Source organism: Pseudomonas sp. B2021 (assembly GCF_018135665.1).
GTDB classification, from domain to species: Bacteria; Pseudomonadota; Gammaproteobacteria; order Pseudomonadales; family Pseudomonadaceae; genus Aquipseudomonas; species Aquipseudomonas lactis.
Genome location: NZ_SMOF01000001.1, coordinates 3072342 through 3086803, shown reverse-complemented (window position 1 = coordinate 3086803; position 14462 = coordinate 3072342). Strand labels below are relative to the sequence as shown.

Annotated in this window: 25 protein-coding genes; 9 read left to right on the top strand and 16 right to left on the bottom strand. The window is 56.8% G+C overall.

Annotation, left to right across the window (positions count from 1 at the left end):
- Positions 1-6 precede the first annotated feature (6 nt).
- Together E1K68_RS13695 and E1K68_RS13690 are read right to left on the bottom strand one after the other, a co-directional pair.
- Positions 7-483: a DUF2280 domain-containing protein gene (locus E1K68_RS13695; protein ID WP_212614240.1), complete on the bottom strand. Its 477-nt coding sequence runs from the start codon at positions 481-483 to the stop codon at positions 7-9.
- Positions 484-514: 31 nt separating this feature from the next.
- On the bottom strand, positions 515-1138 hold the full coding sequence (locus E1K68_RS13690) for a putative metallopeptidase (protein ID WP_212614239.1): 624 nt from the start codon (positions 1136-1138) through the stop codon (positions 515-517).
- A 74-nt stretch (positions 1139-1212) separates the two neighbouring features.
- Here E1K68_RS13690 and E1K68_RS13685 point away from each other — a divergent pair, with 74 nt between their 5' ends.
- Positions 1213-1539 (top strand): hypothetical protein, encoded by a 327-nt coding sequence (locus tag E1K68_RS13685; protein WP_212614238.1) that lies wholly within the window; start codon positions 1213-1215, stop codon positions 1537-1539.
- A gap of 30 nt (positions 1540-1569) precedes the next feature.
- On the opposite strand, the gene E1K68_RS13680 is transcribed toward E1K68_RS13685, so the two are convergent.
- The 4 genes from E1K68_RS13680 to E1K68_RS13665 are packed head-to-tail and all read right to left on the bottom strand — an operon-like array spanning position 1570 to position 2741.
- Positions 1570-1824 (bottom strand): hypothetical protein, encoded by a 255-nt coding sequence (locus E1K68_RS13680; protein WP_212614237.1) that lies wholly within the window; start codon positions 1822-1824, stop codon positions 1570-1572.
- Entirely contained in the window at positions 1821-2012 is a 192-nt protein-coding gene (locus E1K68_RS13675; protein ID WP_212614236.1) for a hypothetical protein, read from the bottom strand. The genes E1K68_RS13680 and E1K68_RS13675 overlap by 4 nt, the downstream gene beginning before the upstream one ends.
- Before the next feature lie 49 nt (positions 2013-2061).
- A complete protein-coding gene (locus E1K68_RS13670) occupies positions 2062-2406 on the bottom strand; it encodes a hypothetical protein (RefSeq protein WP_212614235.1) in 345 nt (114 codons plus the stop codon).
- The gene (locus E1K68_RS13665; protein ID WP_003218335.1) at positions 2403-2741 is read right to left on the bottom strand and encodes a hypothetical protein; all 339 of its coding nucleotides are present in this window, start codon (positions 2739-2741) and stop codon (positions 2403-2405) included. Before E1K68_RS13665 ends, E1K68_RS13670 begins: the two co-directional genes overlap by 4 nt.
- Positions 2742-2819: 78 nt before the next feature.
- Between E1K68_RS13665 and E1K68_RS13660 the strand changes: the two genes are divergently transcribed.
- Positions 2820-3209: a hypothetical protein gene (locus E1K68_RS13660; RefSeq protein ID WP_244858808.1), complete on the top strand. Its 390-nt coding sequence runs from the start codon at positions 2820-2822 to the stop codon at positions 3207-3209.
- Between the two features lie 268 nt (positions 3210-3477).
- On the opposite strand, the gene E1K68_RS13655 is transcribed toward E1K68_RS13660, so the two are convergent.
- From E1K68_RS13655 to E1K68_RS13615, 9 genes are all read right to left on the bottom strand, one after another.
- A complete protein-coding gene (locus E1K68_RS13655; RefSeq protein ID WP_212614234.1) occupies positions 3478-3777 on the bottom strand; it encodes a hypothetical protein in 300 nt (99 codons plus the stop codon).
- A 161-nt stretch (positions 3778-3938) separates the two neighbouring features.
- The gene (locus tag E1K68_RS13650) at positions 3939-4625 is read right to left on the bottom strand and encodes a hypothetical protein (RefSeq protein WP_212614233.1); all 687 of its coding nucleotides are present in this window, start codon (positions 4623-4625) and stop codon (positions 3939-3941) included.
- Positions 4622-5236 carry a recombination protein NinG gene (locus tag E1K68_RS13645; RefSeq protein ID WP_212614232.1) on the bottom strand — a complete coding sequence of 205 codons (615 nt, stop codon included), beginning with the start codon at positions 5234-5236 and terminating at the stop codon, positions 4622-4624. Before E1K68_RS13645 ends, E1K68_RS13650 begins: the two co-directional genes overlap by 4 nt.
- Positions 5233-5748, bottom strand: a complete 516-nt coding sequence (locus E1K68_RS13640) for a hypothetical protein (RefSeq protein ID WP_069868605.1) — start codon at positions 5746-5748, stop codon at positions 5233-5235. Before E1K68_RS13640 ends, E1K68_RS13645 begins: the two co-directional genes overlap by 4 nt.
- Positions 5745-6542 (bottom strand): hypothetical protein, encoded by a 798-nt coding sequence (locus E1K68_RS13635; RefSeq protein WP_212614231.1) that lies wholly within the window; start codon positions 6540-6542, stop codon positions 5745-5747. Before E1K68_RS13635 ends, E1K68_RS13640 begins: the two co-directional genes overlap by 4 nt.
- Positions 6529-7506, bottom strand: coding sequence for a phage replication protein (locus E1K68_RS13630; protein WP_212614230.1), 978 nt, complete (start codon positions 7504-7506; stop codon positions 6529-6531). The genes E1K68_RS13635 and E1K68_RS13630 overlap by 14 nt, the downstream gene beginning before the upstream one ends.
- A gap of 1 nt (position 7507) precedes the next feature.
- Complete coding sequence (locus tag E1K68_RS13625) at positions 7508-8356, bottom strand: BRO family protein (RefSeq protein WP_212614229.1); 849 nt, start codon at positions 8354-8356, stop codon at positions 7508-7510.
- Between the two features lie 130 nt (positions 8357-8486).
- Positions 8487-9104, bottom strand: a complete 618-nt coding sequence (locus tag E1K68_RS13620) for a hypothetical protein (protein WP_191949319.1) — start codon at positions 9102-9104, stop codon at positions 8487-8489.
- Positions 9105-9158: 54 nt separating this feature from the next.
- Entirely contained in the window at positions 9159-9386 is a 228-nt protein-coding gene (locus tag E1K68_RS13615; RefSeq protein WP_191949320.1) for a helix-turn-helix transcriptional regulator, read from the bottom strand.
- 43 nt (positions 9387-9429) lie between these two features.
- On the opposite strand from E1K68_RS13615, the gene E1K68_RS13610 reads away from it, so the two are divergent.
- The 6 genes from E1K68_RS13610 (at position 9430) to E1K68_RS13595 (ending at position 12737) form a co-directional block, all read left to right on the top strand.
- Complete coding sequence (locus E1K68_RS13610; RefSeq protein WP_082561474.1) at positions 9430-10137, top strand: LexA family transcriptional regulator; 708 nt, start codon at positions 9430-9432, stop codon at positions 10135-10137.
- Entirely contained in the window at positions 10137-10373 is a 237-nt protein-coding gene (locus E1K68_RS27825; protein ID WP_244858807.1) for a hypothetical protein, read from the top strand. The genes E1K68_RS13610 and E1K68_RS27825 overlap by 1 nt, the downstream gene beginning before the upstream one ends.
- 178 nt (positions 10374-10551) lie before the next feature.
- Entirely contained in the window at positions 10552-11430 is an 879-nt protein-coding gene (locus tag E1K68_RS13605) for a hypothetical protein (RefSeq protein ID WP_105706787.1), read from the top strand.
- A 124-nt stretch (positions 11431-11554) separates the two neighbouring features.
- Positions 11555-11881 (top strand): DUF2388 domain-containing protein, encoded by a 327-nt coding sequence (locus E1K68_RS13600; protein ID WP_212614228.1) that lies wholly within the window; start codon positions 11555-11557, stop codon positions 11879-11881.
- Positions 11882-12064: 183 nt separating this feature from the next.
- Positions 12065-12253 (top strand): hypothetical protein, encoded by a 189-nt coding sequence (locus tag E1K68_RS27820; protein ID WP_068967251.1) that lies wholly within the window; start codon positions 12065-12067, stop codon positions 12251-12253.
- Positions 12254-12323: 70 nt separating this feature from the next.
- Positions 12324-12737 carry a hypothetical protein gene (locus tag E1K68_RS13595; protein ID WP_069868617.1) on the top strand — a complete coding sequence of 138 codons (414 nt, stop codon included), beginning with the start codon at positions 12324-12326 and terminating at the stop codon, positions 12735-12737.
- A 68-nt stretch (positions 12738-12805) separates the two neighbouring features.
- Here E1K68_RS13595 and E1K68_RS13590 read toward each other — a convergent pair whose 3' ends face one another.
- A complete protein-coding gene (locus tag E1K68_RS13590) occupies positions 12806-13261 on the bottom strand; it encodes a hypothetical protein (protein WP_068967253.1) in 456 nt (151 codons plus the stop codon).
- A 229-nt stretch (positions 13262-13490) separates the two neighbouring features.
- On the opposite strand from E1K68_RS13590, the gene E1K68_RS13585 reads away from it, so the two are divergent.
- A complete protein-coding gene (locus E1K68_RS13585; protein WP_056847751.1) occupies positions 13491-13742 on the top strand; it encodes a DUF1654 domain-containing protein in 252 nt (83 codons plus the stop codon).
- The last annotated feature ends 720 nt before the right edge of the window (positions 13743-14462 follow it).

Here is a 14462-nt window from a genome sequence, read left to right as displayed (position 1 = left end):
GGTGGGTCAAAGGTACGGGGTAGCGGGGATATTCTCATCAGGCTCCAAGGTGTACTCAGCAACGGCGTGCTGCTGGTCCGCTTGGGAGCCCAGTGGTTTCTCAGGTTCGAGGCGGCGATTCACGTAAACGTCGCCCACCTCTTTGGCGGCCTGCTCGTACAACTGAGCGGTCAGCGCCAGGTTGCGCATGCTCTCGGCCTTCTCAGCCATTCGCCCCAGGCCACGAAGCCGGTAGGCGCGGTTGGCGATGGGTATCTCTGCGGTCTCTTCGCGGAATCGCTTGCGAGTGTCGTGGAACAGGGTCACCCACTTCACCGCCAGCCCCTTCCCTGCAGACTTGGTTGGGTCGTGCGTCTCCACTTGCTGGCGGCTCACCACAAGCCCGTATTCGTTCTTGACGGCTTCCACCACCTGGGAGGGGGTGTCAAAGCACGCCAGCGCCTGAACGATGAAGCTCTTCACCTCATTTTTCAGGGCTGCCATAAATTCTCATCCGTCTAGAGCCTGTCAAAAATCAGGCCGATCTCAGCAGACAGGTTCCGCAGGCCCTCGCAATGTTCAATTTCCCCACCTCAGCAGGACTGTTTGCAGCATCCACCAACGCTTGAACGTCAGGGCTTGCACCGTAGCGGCGGACCACACCGACGAACTCTTCCACGTCGTGGCCCTGCAGCTTGATCTTCGGTGCACCGTCTTGGGTGAATGCTGGTTGACCGTACTTGTCGGTCGCATGAGCCAGGTGATACAGCTCGTGTTCAATCAGGGCGCAGAACTCAAGGTCGCTGCACTGGGCGCAGTAGTCGGCAGCCAAGGTGATGAGGAAGGCCGGCACATCTCCGAACCAATCGCGCATCTGTTGCTCCATCCGGGCCTTCTGCCAACCACCAGCGCGGAACGCTACCTGCTCGGCTTGGCCCAGTACTGTGCGGCCCTGCTTCTCGAAGCTCGACGAGGCCCACATAACCCGGATGTCTGCATCCAGTAGGTGAGCATGGTCTTCGTTGTGAATGGTGCCGGTGTCGGCGAGGATCTCTGCCTGGAGCCATTCCCACACCTCAGGTGCTGGGGTCAGGCGGATGCCAAAGTCGGATAGATCGGACAGCTCGAGCAGTGACGCTGGAGGGCATGGCCTATCCATGATTCACCTTAGGCTTGAAATAGTGGCGCGTTGCCGGTATTGGTGAAGATCAATCCGTCAGCAAGGAAAGCAACATGGGCTTAGCTACTGCAGATGTTGAGGTCTATTCAGATCATGAAACGGTTCGATTGATCGGTGTTCCGTTCACCTTTAACCCAGGCGAACGGACCATTTACACCGGCGCAGACAATACCAGCGCCGTGGTGCTGCGCGCAGGCTGGCTTGGTCTGAAGACCGAACCATTCAAGGGCTGGCAATCGGCGCACATCCTTTCGGTAACCGGAAGCAACGGGGATGATCGGGTGTTCGAGGTGAAGCGCAACTTCAACAACCCAGTGCAAGAGGGCGACTGGCTGTGGTTCCCAGCTATGCCCCAGAAAGTAGAACCCTTCCGAAGCTGATCATCAGTGCCGCACTCACCTGCGGCACACCTACCCTTCCGCGTTATCCAGTAGCACACCAATCAGCTTCTGCTCACCCAGGCGCATGGCGCCGAGGCATTGCAAGTCGTCGCACTTAGGGCCGAGGCCGAACACTGTTACCTCTCCTTTGGCACCGATCAGCGTCAAAGCGCCTACGGTGCACTCGGGATGCTCTCCAGCGTCCAGGTCATCGGCGATCTTGCGCAGGGTCTTGGCGGCGTCGCGCCAGTCCTCCCGCTTGAACTCCAGAACCTTGACGGTCATACGCTCACCATTTGGTGTGCCTGTGCATGCGCGTGACCGTGGAGCAAGCCAACGATTAGGCCCTGGGGCAGCCCGGCTTCCTTGGCGGCGTCCACTGCATCAGCAATGGCCTTGTCGAGAGCGACTACCGCAGCGTTGATGTCTTGGCTCATCGGCAGTGCGTGGCGCAGGCGTGTGACATTGCTCATCTGCAAAACCTCGCGCCACGATTTGGCGCATTCGAAAACGTGGCGCGGATTACTGCTTGGGCTGGTCTATGCTTTCAGGCGCCTTCGGGCAGCCAATGCATTGCTCGCAGTTGAGTGTCTTGCACAGCCAGGCCTTGACCGCCTGCCAGTAGGTGACCATGAAGATGTGGCGGGCACCGGCCAGGGCCAGGGCGACATGCAGCGTCAGGCCCGCCGTAGTCGGCCCAAAGAAAATGTTTTGGTTGCGCACCGACACGACAAAGCCAGTGATGGCGATTGTGGTGTAGATCAGCTTCCCAAGGATGCCGTCCCTCACCTTCCCACTCAGTACGCACCAGGTCGCCCAGAAGGCGATCAGGCCGCAGGCGATGGAGTTGATCAGTTCAAGATTCATGGCGGATTGCCTCCCCCGAACCGCTGGCGAATGAGCGCCCAGAGATCAGCGGATTTGATGGCTCGATTGATGGCCGCCAGGAGCGAGCCGCCGAATGCACCCAACAGGAAGCCGATACCGGCGACGATCTTCGGCTCGGTCACGCCGAGGTAGGTGCTGACCATACTCGTCAGGTAGATCGAGCAGGCCATGCCGGTGATGAGGAAGATCATCCAGGCACGCCAGTCGTTCAAGTCGTCCTTGTGCCACCAACTGGCGATCACTGCCCCAACGAGGCCCGCAATCAGCAATTCGAACCTGTCGATCTTGTCGAGCAGGCGCTGTAGATACTCCATGCGCTCGACTCCGTGGGGCATGAGAAAATGGCTATAAGCCATGTAGAATTCCCCTGCCAACTAACCAAGGACAAGGGTATGAACAAAAAAATTGCGGCAGGATTACTCGCATCGATTGGGATCGTCGCCGGCGCTCACGGCGAATCCTTCTTAAAGGCCGACATATGCAAAGCAGCTATCGCAGTGGAGATGGGGCGCCCAACCAAAACCATGAAAACGAAGCACGCTGAGCCAAACCCCGAAATAACATACCGCCGCCCGGATGGGGATTCATTCCGTTATCGCTGCCAGGTGAGCGAAGATCGAGTGATCTGGTCCTCTTTTATGGAGGATGAAAATCAGTGGGGCCGTTGGCGCAATCAATATTCTGAGGGTGACGCCTCAACTACATACTCGGTGTCCAATGGCGTGCTGACGATCAGCAATGATCAGTCGGGTGACGAATCCTTCAGAAAAAAAGACTTTTGAAGCCCTGAATAGGTGTGCGCGTCTTTCCGCGCTGTCTGCCAAAGACGATCCCAGCGTCGACGCCCTAATGCACCGATCTCCCCGTTCCTGTCTCGCGCCACCCTATAAGCATTGAGGTATGAGTGCGCGGGCTGCCGGGGTTGTTCTCGTACGTCGCACTGCCCGGCCATCGACGTCCAGGCCTTCCCAAGGGCTGTCCTGGCTACAGGTGAATTTGAGGCATAAAAAAGCCCCGCTAACAGCGAGGCTCAATCACAAGAAAATTCGGTTACCTGATGCCTTTTGCAGCGGCCATACGCAATAGCATTGCGCAAGCAACTTTACCATTATCACTGAGGCCTCGGATGACAGAGCCCTCATTGATCGGGCGATCGATATCGAACAAGTCGTCCCCATCAACAAGCTTGAACGTATCCAGCAACACCTGCGCATACTGCGCTTGTTGTTGATCTATGTGACGCTCAGGAAGCTGAAGATCCAAATAGCGGCCCATTGACAGAGGCGAGTTTTTTTGGAAAAAGCTGAACATTTCTACAACGTTTTCCAACTGCTCTTTTGAATTAATCATGCTGTCCGTGCCTATAGCTGAAAGAGGCGCCAATGTAAGCAAGGGCAAGATCAAAGACAACAAAAACCCGGCGCTTGGCCGGGTTCATGGTTTCGTGTGCGTTTCGCGTTACTTGTGCACTATGGGGAAAGTACATCAAAAACCCCAACATGACAACACCTTTATGCCGCAACTTCTTCTTTTTCTGCATGAATGACCTGCCACACCGGCTGCTGTACACGAATAACCACTTCCTCAATGGCGTCTCGCAGGAAATTCCACGCTTCTTTCCAGTCCCGATCCCACACTTTGGGCTCTATGTGGACGCCGTAGAGCTTGAGCATGCCCTCGGCGATACGAGCGGGCCCCCACTGAGCGCCGTCGTGAGCCTCGACCTTGTAGGACTGCAGGGCCATCGTCACAAGGCAATGCACCTTTGCTTCCTTGGCTTCGGTCAGGGCGGAAAAGTCCACGCAGTTCCAGATCAGCTTCTCGGCGTTGAGCACGTGGGCGAGCGTCATGCATGGGTGATACAGGTAGTGCCCGAACTGTTGCTCCTGGAATGGCAGGGTGCCGATGGCGCGCAGGACTTTACCGATGGTTGCCAGGTGTGCAGCTCGGGCCGTGGACTTGCCAGCGGATGTGCGCCGGGTTTCGCTGATGCTGATCCGCTGCCCAGGCACGGAGAAGCGCCCAGCCTCCTCCCCTTTATCGCTGCCCATGGCCGGGAACTGGGCGTCACGCTTGCCGATGCGCCCACCCGTCTTCACTGATCCCGACTCCGCCCTGTCGATGGCCACAGCGCTGATCGACGCGTTCGATTCGTGTTGTGCTTCGGTCCATACCTGTCTTGCGTTGATCAGCTTCATGCGGCTTGCCCCTTCTTGAGTTCTCTGGTCTTTGCCCGGTATTCGGCGGTCATCGCCTTCAGCTCTTCCACGGTGTATTTCTTGGCCTCATGAGGGCCTTCAAGCCATTCCACCTTTTCCTCGCCAATTCTCTGTAGGAGCGAGATTCGGTAATTGATGAGGTTTCCCGAGAGGTGGTTATTGCACGGGGCGCACTGCTTCCAGGCGTTGAGCGGTTCAAACCTCAGCTCTGGGTTCGCTCCTATACTGCGGTAATGGCCTGCGTGATACTGACCTTCATGGTGGCGGCCGCAACTGATGCATGGCAGTGCCGCATCACGGGCGCGCACCCATGCGTTGAATGCGTGCTGTGTGTCCTTAAGGTGCTCCGCCCTGCTCTTCAGCTTCTCCTTGCGGACCTTGATGTCGCGGCGACCAACATCCGCCAGGGCCTTCTTGGCGCTCGCCTGGCCCTTCTGTGACTTGCCGTAGGAGATGGCGCACTCGATCACGCCGCACACCGCCTGCGAGCCGCGGGCAGGCGTGAACATCACTCGGCACTCAGGGCAGCGTTTCCGGCGTGGCCTACCGGACGTGAGCGGGGTTTTGCGTTGTAATGGGGTGCGCCTCATGCGGCCTCCTTGAATGCTTCGAACTCTGCCATTTCGGTCAGGCGCTCTTCCGTGAGCGTCGGCCAGTCATGCAGTACCAGGTACGCACAGCACTGGCGCCAGAAATCTTGGAATGTCTCCTCCCCCATCGAATCGTAGGAAAGGCTGCGGGGTGTCTTGCGGGTGAGCTGGCCCAGGCCGGGAATGTCGAACAGTTCCTCGTCGCAGTACACGCCAGACTCCAGTTGCAACGCCTTGATGGCGTCGTGTGACTGCTTGCCAGAGAACCGATCGATGTTCTGGCTCAACACTCGGCCCAGGCCATGGACCAAGCCATTGAACCGTGGATTACGTGGCTGCTTGAGGTCGGCACGGATCTTCGCGTTCATCTTGAATTCACGCTCGCGCAGGATCGACCGGTCAGCATCGGAGGACGGCACGAACGCTGCCACCTCCTTGCCCGTGGCTGGATCGACCAGGCGGCGCAGCACCAGGTACACAGGCATTGGGCGGGGCTTGGCTGGCTTGCTCATTGCGCCGCCCTCTTCTCGTCGAGTTCGCGGGCTTGCTTTATCAGCAGCGCCCGGCGTTCCGCCAGCTCATTGGCCGCCTCAATCCGAATTTCGGTTTTTCGTTCGGCGCTGGCCTTGCGCATCTCCAGCATCGAGTTTTTGACCAGCTCCAGCTTCTGGCGCAGCACTGGCGCAGCCTGGGTGACGGCGCCGGTGAGCAAACCGGCAATGGCACGGCCATCCTCGGTAATTGGAACAATGCTCAGATCAGCCAAGTACTTCTGGCCGTGCTCTTGGGGAATGCGCTTTAGCTCCACAGCCTTGGTGACGGCCTGGACGCGACGGTTGGAGTCGAAGCCCACGGACACGTGCCAGTTGACCTGTTTCGCATCCTCGCGGGCCTGGCCCACGAACCTTTGGTAGGCGTCGATGAACGCCATGCGCGCACCGATTTTGTCGCCGCCATCCAAGATGGGTTTCGCGACTGCCAGTGCCAGTTGGATTTCATCGGTCAGCACCACGGTTTCAAACTCGTCGTTGGTGGTCATAGCGATGGCCCAGGCCTCGTCCTTGCCTGGACGGCCGTCGGAGGACTGGACGCGTTGCAGGATGTCAGCCATTGCCAGCTTGCCCTTCACCTCGAAGCGGCAGGCCTTCAACGCGGCTTTGACGACGGGTACCGGGTAGGCGCAGAGGTCTTCGGCCATCATCGCGGCAGTGCCTGGGTTCATTTCCTGGCCCATGGCTTCGGCGGTTGCGCAGATGGCAGCGGCCAGCCCGGCCACCTGCTGGTCGCTCATTTCAGAGGTATTCATTGCGGTCACCTGCTTGGCGTTTGGCCAGAACCATCTGGGCGGCCTGTTCTGCTGCGGAGTGGTTCGCCTCTGTCCGCTCCATCTGGCGGGCGGTTGTGCCGTTAACGCGTTGTCCGGTTACCCACTGGGTGTGGTAGCTCTCGGCGTTGGCCAGGAGCTCGTTGAGGCTGTGGCACTTGCGAAGAACAGCTGCATCGCTGGTTTTCAGGAAGTGAGCGGCCACGTGGTGGGCGACGTCGGCACCGAGGCGGTCGACCAGTTGGCCGAGTTGGCCGCCGACCTTGGCATTCCACACCGGCCAGGCGCTGTAGCGCTTGCGGTAAGCCATGGCGTAGTTCGCCCAGACTTTGAAGGTCTTACAGGTCTGGTCTTTGGGGCCGGGCATGTCGGCGGGGATCTCAACCCGAGGAGTGTCGGTGCGATCCACCACCAGCACCAAGCTGCGGGACTGAGCCGGCTTGCCGGTGGCGCCCTGCAAGTCCTGACTGGTTTCCTGATTGGTACCCTGATGATTGGTATCCTGATTTGTCGGAGATTTTTCCGACCCTTGCCCGGATTTTTTTCCGACCTTGCTCGGAGATTTATCCGAGGTAGATCGGATTTTTTTCCGACCCTTATTGTTTGGTGGGGTCGGATATTTTTCCGACCCGTCGAGCTTCTGGTTCCACTCGACGGCCTTCTCTTTGAGGCGGAAAAGCGTGATGTTCGAGGTGCTGGAAAGCTCAATCAAACCGGCCTCTTCCAGGGCCTTCAGCATGCGGTAAGCGGTGTCCGGCTTATCGGTGAGCAGCGGCAGCTCCTCGATGATCTTGGCCTTGCTCAGCGCGAAGAAGATCCCGTCATCAGTCTTGATTGGCTTGGTCCAGCTCGGGCAGCCGTAGACGAAGGCGAACAGCAGGGCCTGCTGAGAATTCAGCCCCCACTCCAGCGCCTTCACCTGGTTAATCGTGACGGTGTATTGCATGTCAGGCCTTCCCGACCTTTGCGGCCAATTCAAGGAAGCGATCCACGTACCAATGAGGCTGCGTCTCGCGGGGGCATTGAGGGCTGGTGAGGTTTTTGCCGTAGGCCATGCCTTTCTCGGTCACGGACCAGAAGTCGACCATTTCCTGCTTGGAGTTTTTGCGCTGGAGGACCTTGAGGAAGCCGTGGGCCTCAAGTGCAATATTGAAGGCACGGGCAGTACTGGCGATGGCGTGATCTTTGATAAGGGCGGTGATTGCCTTGGTCGGCATCGAAGACCCGCCTGCGGCATCTGGTTCGGCGTCCACGGCGTAGCCTGGGAGGAACTTGGCATCCAGCCCGTTGTTGGCGGCGATCTTGGCCAGCATCATCATCTTGCTGGAGTTGGCCGGCTTCAGCAGACGGTCGAAGCATTCCAGGATGGCCAGCTCACCGACGATCTTGGAGTTGTTCGGGCCCTGGGCGGAAAAGGTGCCGGTCTTGCGAATGCTCGGCAGCACCTGCCCCACCACCCACTCCTCAAACCTCTCGGCGGCCGGGAGCTTGGACTTCATCACCAGCCGGTACAGATCGCGCTCAGGAATGATGGTCATGAAACCACCACCCTGTTTCGGGGTAGTGGTCGCGGCCTTGCAGTGACGAGCCACGGCGTTCTCAGGCTTGGAGTAGCCGAGGGCGTCAGCGACATCGCGGGCAACAAACCACGGATCTCCGAGCTTGTCGGTGATTACCCTGATTGCGGCGCCGTCGAAGTCGAACGGGATCACTGATGAATTACGCGCCACGTTTTCAGATTGCGAAAAACGTGGCGCGAGATTAGTAGTGCTATTGATATGTGGCTGGGTTTGCATATAATCGGCCTCACAAAGTGTTATCGAATTAGCCGACCTCGACCGTCGGCTTTTTTGTGCCTGGGTTTCAGATCCGCTTAATTCATAGTGCGAACCCGATGGGCACCGATTTCCGCGCATGCGCGGGAAATCAGGAAACAGATTTCAAATTTCGCTGGACTGAAGCGAGCAACTGCTCGGCACGGCGCCCCAACTCCCCCGCCTTCGCTTCAACCTGGCGGCACTGCTTGGCGAATGCCGGTAGGTGCGGCAGATCCAGTTCGCACATCACCTGATCGTCAAAAACTTCGCTGCCGGTGTCGATCACATCACCCAGGGCGCGGATCAGCGCGCCGAAGCTCTTGTTTGCGCATTGGTCGCTGGTCATCTGGCGGGCGCCGGTCAGGCCGTGGCGGCTTGCCAACTCGTTTACGCAGTGGTCGCGAAATTCAGGCTCAAGGGCGTTGACCCATGACTCCTCCAGCCAGGACGGCATTTCCTGATCGCCGGACAGCCAGCGCTGAACACGTTTGAGCCAGCGACCAGTCGCCTTCACGAAGTCGGCAACGTCGTTCTGTAAGGTCAGCGCTGCGAAGTCCGGCACCTCTTTGGCGATAGCCTTCTCCGGGAACGACAGGTGAAGCTCGCGGCTCAGCGCCTGGGCGAAGTCGTCCTGGCTCAGGCTGGTGCGCGCAATCTGATTTGCAGCGTGGGCGACCAGCACCTGATCACGAGTTTGTACGATGTGTCTGGAACTGGACGTATGCATGGGGACTACTCTCTTCTAATCTGGCTTCAATGGAACGGCGGACAGGGATGTCGCTTAGGCGGCCCGAACATCCGTAGAAGATTGCAGCGGAAAAACGCGATCCAAAGTGCATTTCGCACCCAATTCATTCAGCGCCTGGACGATCTTCCGGGCATCTTCAAGCTTCAATGGGCGTGCCCCCGACTCGTAGTTAGCGAGCCGCGACTGCTTCCAGTTGAGCTTTCGGTGCAAGGCTGCCTGGGTGATTCCGGCCTCTTCACGAAACTCTGCTATGAGGTTCATTGCGTTGCTCCTGCGGTCATTAAACCAAGGATAAACACATAACGTGTTATTGGCAAACACAATAAGTGTGCGGAATTTATTTCACTCCGTGATTAAAATTCGATCCATGAAGACACTCGGATCGCGCATCGCTCACTACAGAGAAAAAGCAGGGCTTTCTCAGGCTGCCTTAGCAAAGGCATGCGGGTGGAAATCCCAATCGCGCATAGGAAACTATGAGAAAGATGCTCGGGAGCCAAACCTTGACGATATCGCCAAGATTGCCCATGAACTGAAAATCGATCCGGCAGCGCTGCTTTTGCCTGGCGAAAGCCCCTCGAATATTTCAATCGCCGCCCAACCCACCAAATCATTCCGCTACCCAGTAATCAGCTGGGTCGCCGCCGGCGCCTGGGCGGAGGCCGTTGAGCCATACCCAGCTGGATTCTCGGACAGCTATGAGTTCTCGGAGTACGACTCCAAGGGCACCGCGTTTTGGCTGAAGGTGAAAGGTGACTCGATGACGGCGCCCGCCGGCCAGAGCATCACCGAAGGCACGCTGATCCTTGTGGACACTGAAGCTGAAGTTGCACCAGGTAAGCTGGTGGTGGCCAAGCTACCGGATAGCAATGAGGCGACGTTCAAGAAGCTGGTGAGCGATGGCGGCCGGCTTTTCCTGAAGCCACTGAACCCGAGCTACCCCATCGAGGCGGTCGACGAGAACTGTCGGATCGTGGGCGTGGTTGTGCAGGCACTGCAGAAGTTTTACTGATGCCATCCGCCCTTGGAAAGCCATCGACCTCTTGGCGAGAGCAGAGCTTTTGGAACAAGGTGTGGACCTATGCCCTGCTTGCGCCCATGGTGGTTTTCACAGCCGAGGCTGGAATTTGGCCGGACGGCAGTTCATCCCATCGCAAGCGCGTCTTCAGCCCTGGCTTCGTTGTGCTCTGCACCCTCGTGGCTGTGGTTGAGCTGATAGCGCTAAACCATTTCTATAGCGGCAGATAAAACCCGGATGGGTACCTCGATTCGGAAACATGCATAAATCGGGTTATCGCCTGGTTCATCCGTTCGCTGTCTTGAGGTGGCTAGCTCAAGTCATAGAGATCGAAAAACCAAACATGCGCGACATTAGCACTGTTTATATATACAGTTTTTGATGATTTTTTTGGAAAGGAAGCCTACGATGAACGAAAGCACCGACCTTTACACCGTTGACAGTCTTCTGATTCGTTACGAGGGAAAGGATGCAGATCGTCATGTCATTGACATGATGGCTCTGGGTGAATCAATGCAAGGATTTGGTCGAATCTACAGCGTCGTCGGCCATTTTGTGGCTACCGGGTCCTACGCCAAGCAGTGGCAAGCACTTGAAGTCAGGGCTTTTGCAACTGAGCCAAAGGCCAAGTGCTTTCAGTTAGCTGTTGAGCTGCAAAGCGTCATGCAGTCACAGCTAATGTCCGGCTTAGCCGGCAGTATCATTACCGCTATTGTCTCTTATATCGTTGCTAGGAATAGCAACAAGGGCGAAGAAATGAAGCATCTGAGGGAGCTGCTTGAAAAGCAGCTCGATTCACAAACTGGACGTAATGATAAGACTACGGACCGGTTGCTTCTGACTATCGAGAAACTTGCAGAAAGTTTGAGATCATCACTCAAACAAGCTGTATCCCCTGTCGGGCAGACGTGCCGCAGCATTGACATCATCCCGAGTCCGGAATCGGGAGCGCAGCCTATATCTATTGATCAGGCAACCAAAGACGCGATCCTTGCGGATGACGATGACGCGGAGCTCACAGGCCTTAAATCCTTTGTGGTCATCATCACGGAAATGGATAGAGAGCGAGGAACAGCGAAGGTCAGGCTTCTCGGACAGGATGGCGAGCCTGAAGCGGATGACGATGGAACGAGCCGTGTCAACGCCAAAATAACTGACCCCGCTTTTGAGTCGAGTGCAAATGTTTATATTCAACATTTTGCATCTGGTGAAAAGCTTGAAGTGCGAGGTAAGGCCAGCATAAAAGAGGGTGTGATCAGGCAGCTGTATTTATCCGATGCCGGCTGAGCCCCCCATATAGATTCATGCACCCGTTAGTACCAAGCCCGGCCCAGCGCCGGGCTTCTTGTTTCTGGCAAGCGCCCTGCTCTGCTATTGTGGCGCTCCCTGGACGCAATGGAAGCAACGAAGAATGGACTCATGGAAGAACCTGGCAATCGCCGTCATGGTGCTAAGCAGCACTCAGGCAATTGCAGCCGAAAACAACAACCCGTTCCAAGGCGCGCTAATGACCACTACCATAGTGCCCGCGGTGATCATCTCAGCGCCCACGGCTATTACCTCGGAAATTCCAGAGTATTTTAAGTCCGCCAAGACTGACGCCCTGGCGTTCATTGGTTCGGACGGCGAGATTCGCGGCGCACAGTTTGAGCAAGCATCCCGACACTACCGATTGAGGTCTAAGGCTCCCGTCATGTCCGATATGCAACTCGCCAAGGCAATCGCGACGTCCTACTGAGCGCAACCTTTCACATCCCTTTCACAGTCGGGCGCTTATGGTTACCACAGCTCCTAGAAAACATCCCTTTAAGCCCGCTACTCCCCATCGCGGGCTTTTCTTTGCCTTGAATTCGGTGGTCTACGCTATCTAGGCCCTCAATTGGAGACGACGCCATGCCCTCCCCCTACTCCCTTCCCCCTTATGCTCGAACGCGTCTACGAGAACCCGCTCGCCCTGGAAGCGGCACTTATGGAGCTGACATTGCTCGTCGAAAGCCAAGGCAGTGTCGAGGCTGGCGGCAATGTTCGCGGTGCACTGGAGACGATCGGTGAGAACGCCGGGCATATCAAGCAGGGGTTGGCTAGGTTGAGGGCACAAGGGCCTGATTGATTACCTGCCCGCCAGTAGTGGCTGTACGCCACGAATGGTAAGGTGCTGGCTCAGTCAGAGAGAGACCCTCATGCTTAAGAAATTGCTCGCTGCTTGTGCCGCCTCGCTTCTTCTTACCGGGTGCGTAAAGCCCACTCCAGAGCAGCTTGAAAATCCGGACTATGGACCTTATCCATTCGACTACGATCGTACGATCAAAGCATATATGGCACGGACTCAGCCGGATCCCGACTCAACAAAGTATCAATTTCTGGGTGACCCTATTCCGATGTGGAATGGCATCTTTGGGCTTCGATTCGGGTATGGGATGTGCGTCATCGTGAATGCAAAGAATATTTATGGCGGCTATGCGGGGCAAGAATTGTGGTTTTTCATGCTGCGTGGCGATCAAGTCATGGAGACAAATAGCGCTCGTGTGGGTGGACACCCAAAGGCATTTGCTCGGGTGAAGTGCGAAAAAGTTGGCTTCAACTTGGGAGGCTGAACTAAGTCGAACCCTTGAGAATTTTAATAGATAAGCCCGTCGCGCGCGGGCTTTTTCATGCCTGTAGATTATTGCGACGTCACCGAGGCTTGCGGCTGTGCAGAAGGTGGAAGACTTACAGCGCTCAGCTTGCCAGTAGCGTCTTCTGGAAGCGTATACATGGCACCTGTCAACGGATCAACGATCAACATACCTATCAAGCCGCCAATAAGCAGGTTGCCCCAGTACCAGCCGCTTACAGTCGACTTCAGAGGGACAGTTGTTTCTGCATAGCCGTCTTTTTGGAAGGTAACGGTGTAGCTCTGGCTTTTAAAGTAGCCCCTGCTCGTCTCCAAAATCGCGGAACCTGGAGTGACGCCCTTATGCAGCACACCTCCACTACTGTCCTTGATTACGTAGTTGGCATTCGTCGGAAGGCTGTACAACCCAACCTTCGGCTTGCTATCGCTGACAATGCTTGCGCAGCCGCCCAGGGCAATCATTGCAATAAGCACTACGACTCCCGCCGCCTTTCCCATCTTCATACCATCACTCCGTAGCGCCTTCATTGGCTTGGCCGATGCTCGGCCGGCGCGCATTGTATCCGAATGATGGCAGTTAGACACCCCGCCACAGAGCTGGGCTTTTCTGGGCTTAGGGCGTCTCCAACCAAGCGGTTTATGCATTTATGCATGAAACTCCTTGCCACCCTATTGCCAATAAGATGCCAACAACAATACTGTGCATGCATACAGATTTCGCAAGGAGCGAAGCATGATTCAGGCACCCTACTATCCATCAAAACCACGAAATTCCTACGAGCTTGTCGGTCGACGCCTGCAAGGCTTGATCGCCTCTCCTCGGGTACAGAGGATTCAACTGGTCGAAGTATCCAAGCGCGACGACGAAAGCCCTGAAGCCTGGCACCAGGTCATCCAGGATATCGGCGACACCGCTGGCATAAGGATCGAGCATTTGGAGGGCGGCGCTGTCAGGATCGGCTGGCGCGAGTACTGCGATTCCTAAATGAGCTCGCCGGTAGGCGGGCTTCCTGCTACCTCCGTCCCAATCAATACCACACATCGTGATTCAATCATGAAAAATATAAACACATTACGTGTTGACACAATAAACACACTCTGTGATTATCGCCTCAAGCCAGCAATGAAGAATGTCGGCCAGCAGCGAAACCTGCGCCGTTCTTTAGCGATACCCATTGCCGGATCACCACCGGACCAGATTCAAAGGCAGCGATGAACCGGCCTAAACGGTTCAGAGGGTTGGCAACTGACCCGGGCGTGCAGCGTAAAGCGCCAAGAATAGTTATCCAGCGGGAGAACAAGCCGAAAGGCCCGCGGCTGGAGTGACATTTGATTCAAGCCGGTGACCGACGCCAGTAGCGGGTCAAGGCCAGCTCCAAAAGATTTGAATTAGCGGGCCCGATAGCTTCGGCTGGGAACGCCGGACCTCATGCACCCTGCCCACCTAACCGGGTAAACGAGCTGCAGCGTGCATGTTGTAGGGACCTGTGATCCAAGGCGAACAGATGCTGATTGACGCCCTGGGGAGGAAGCTCACCGCCAACCTACGAAGACGAACGGCCAGCCCTGCAATCAACAGCGGGCAACGGGCCACACCGCTGATGCAACAAACCCAGGCCGTCGCCAGTAGCGGGCCTGGGCACCCTTCCCCACCTCTATTACGTCAGCACTCCTCCCCCGCGCCCATCGGCAACCAGCGGGAAGC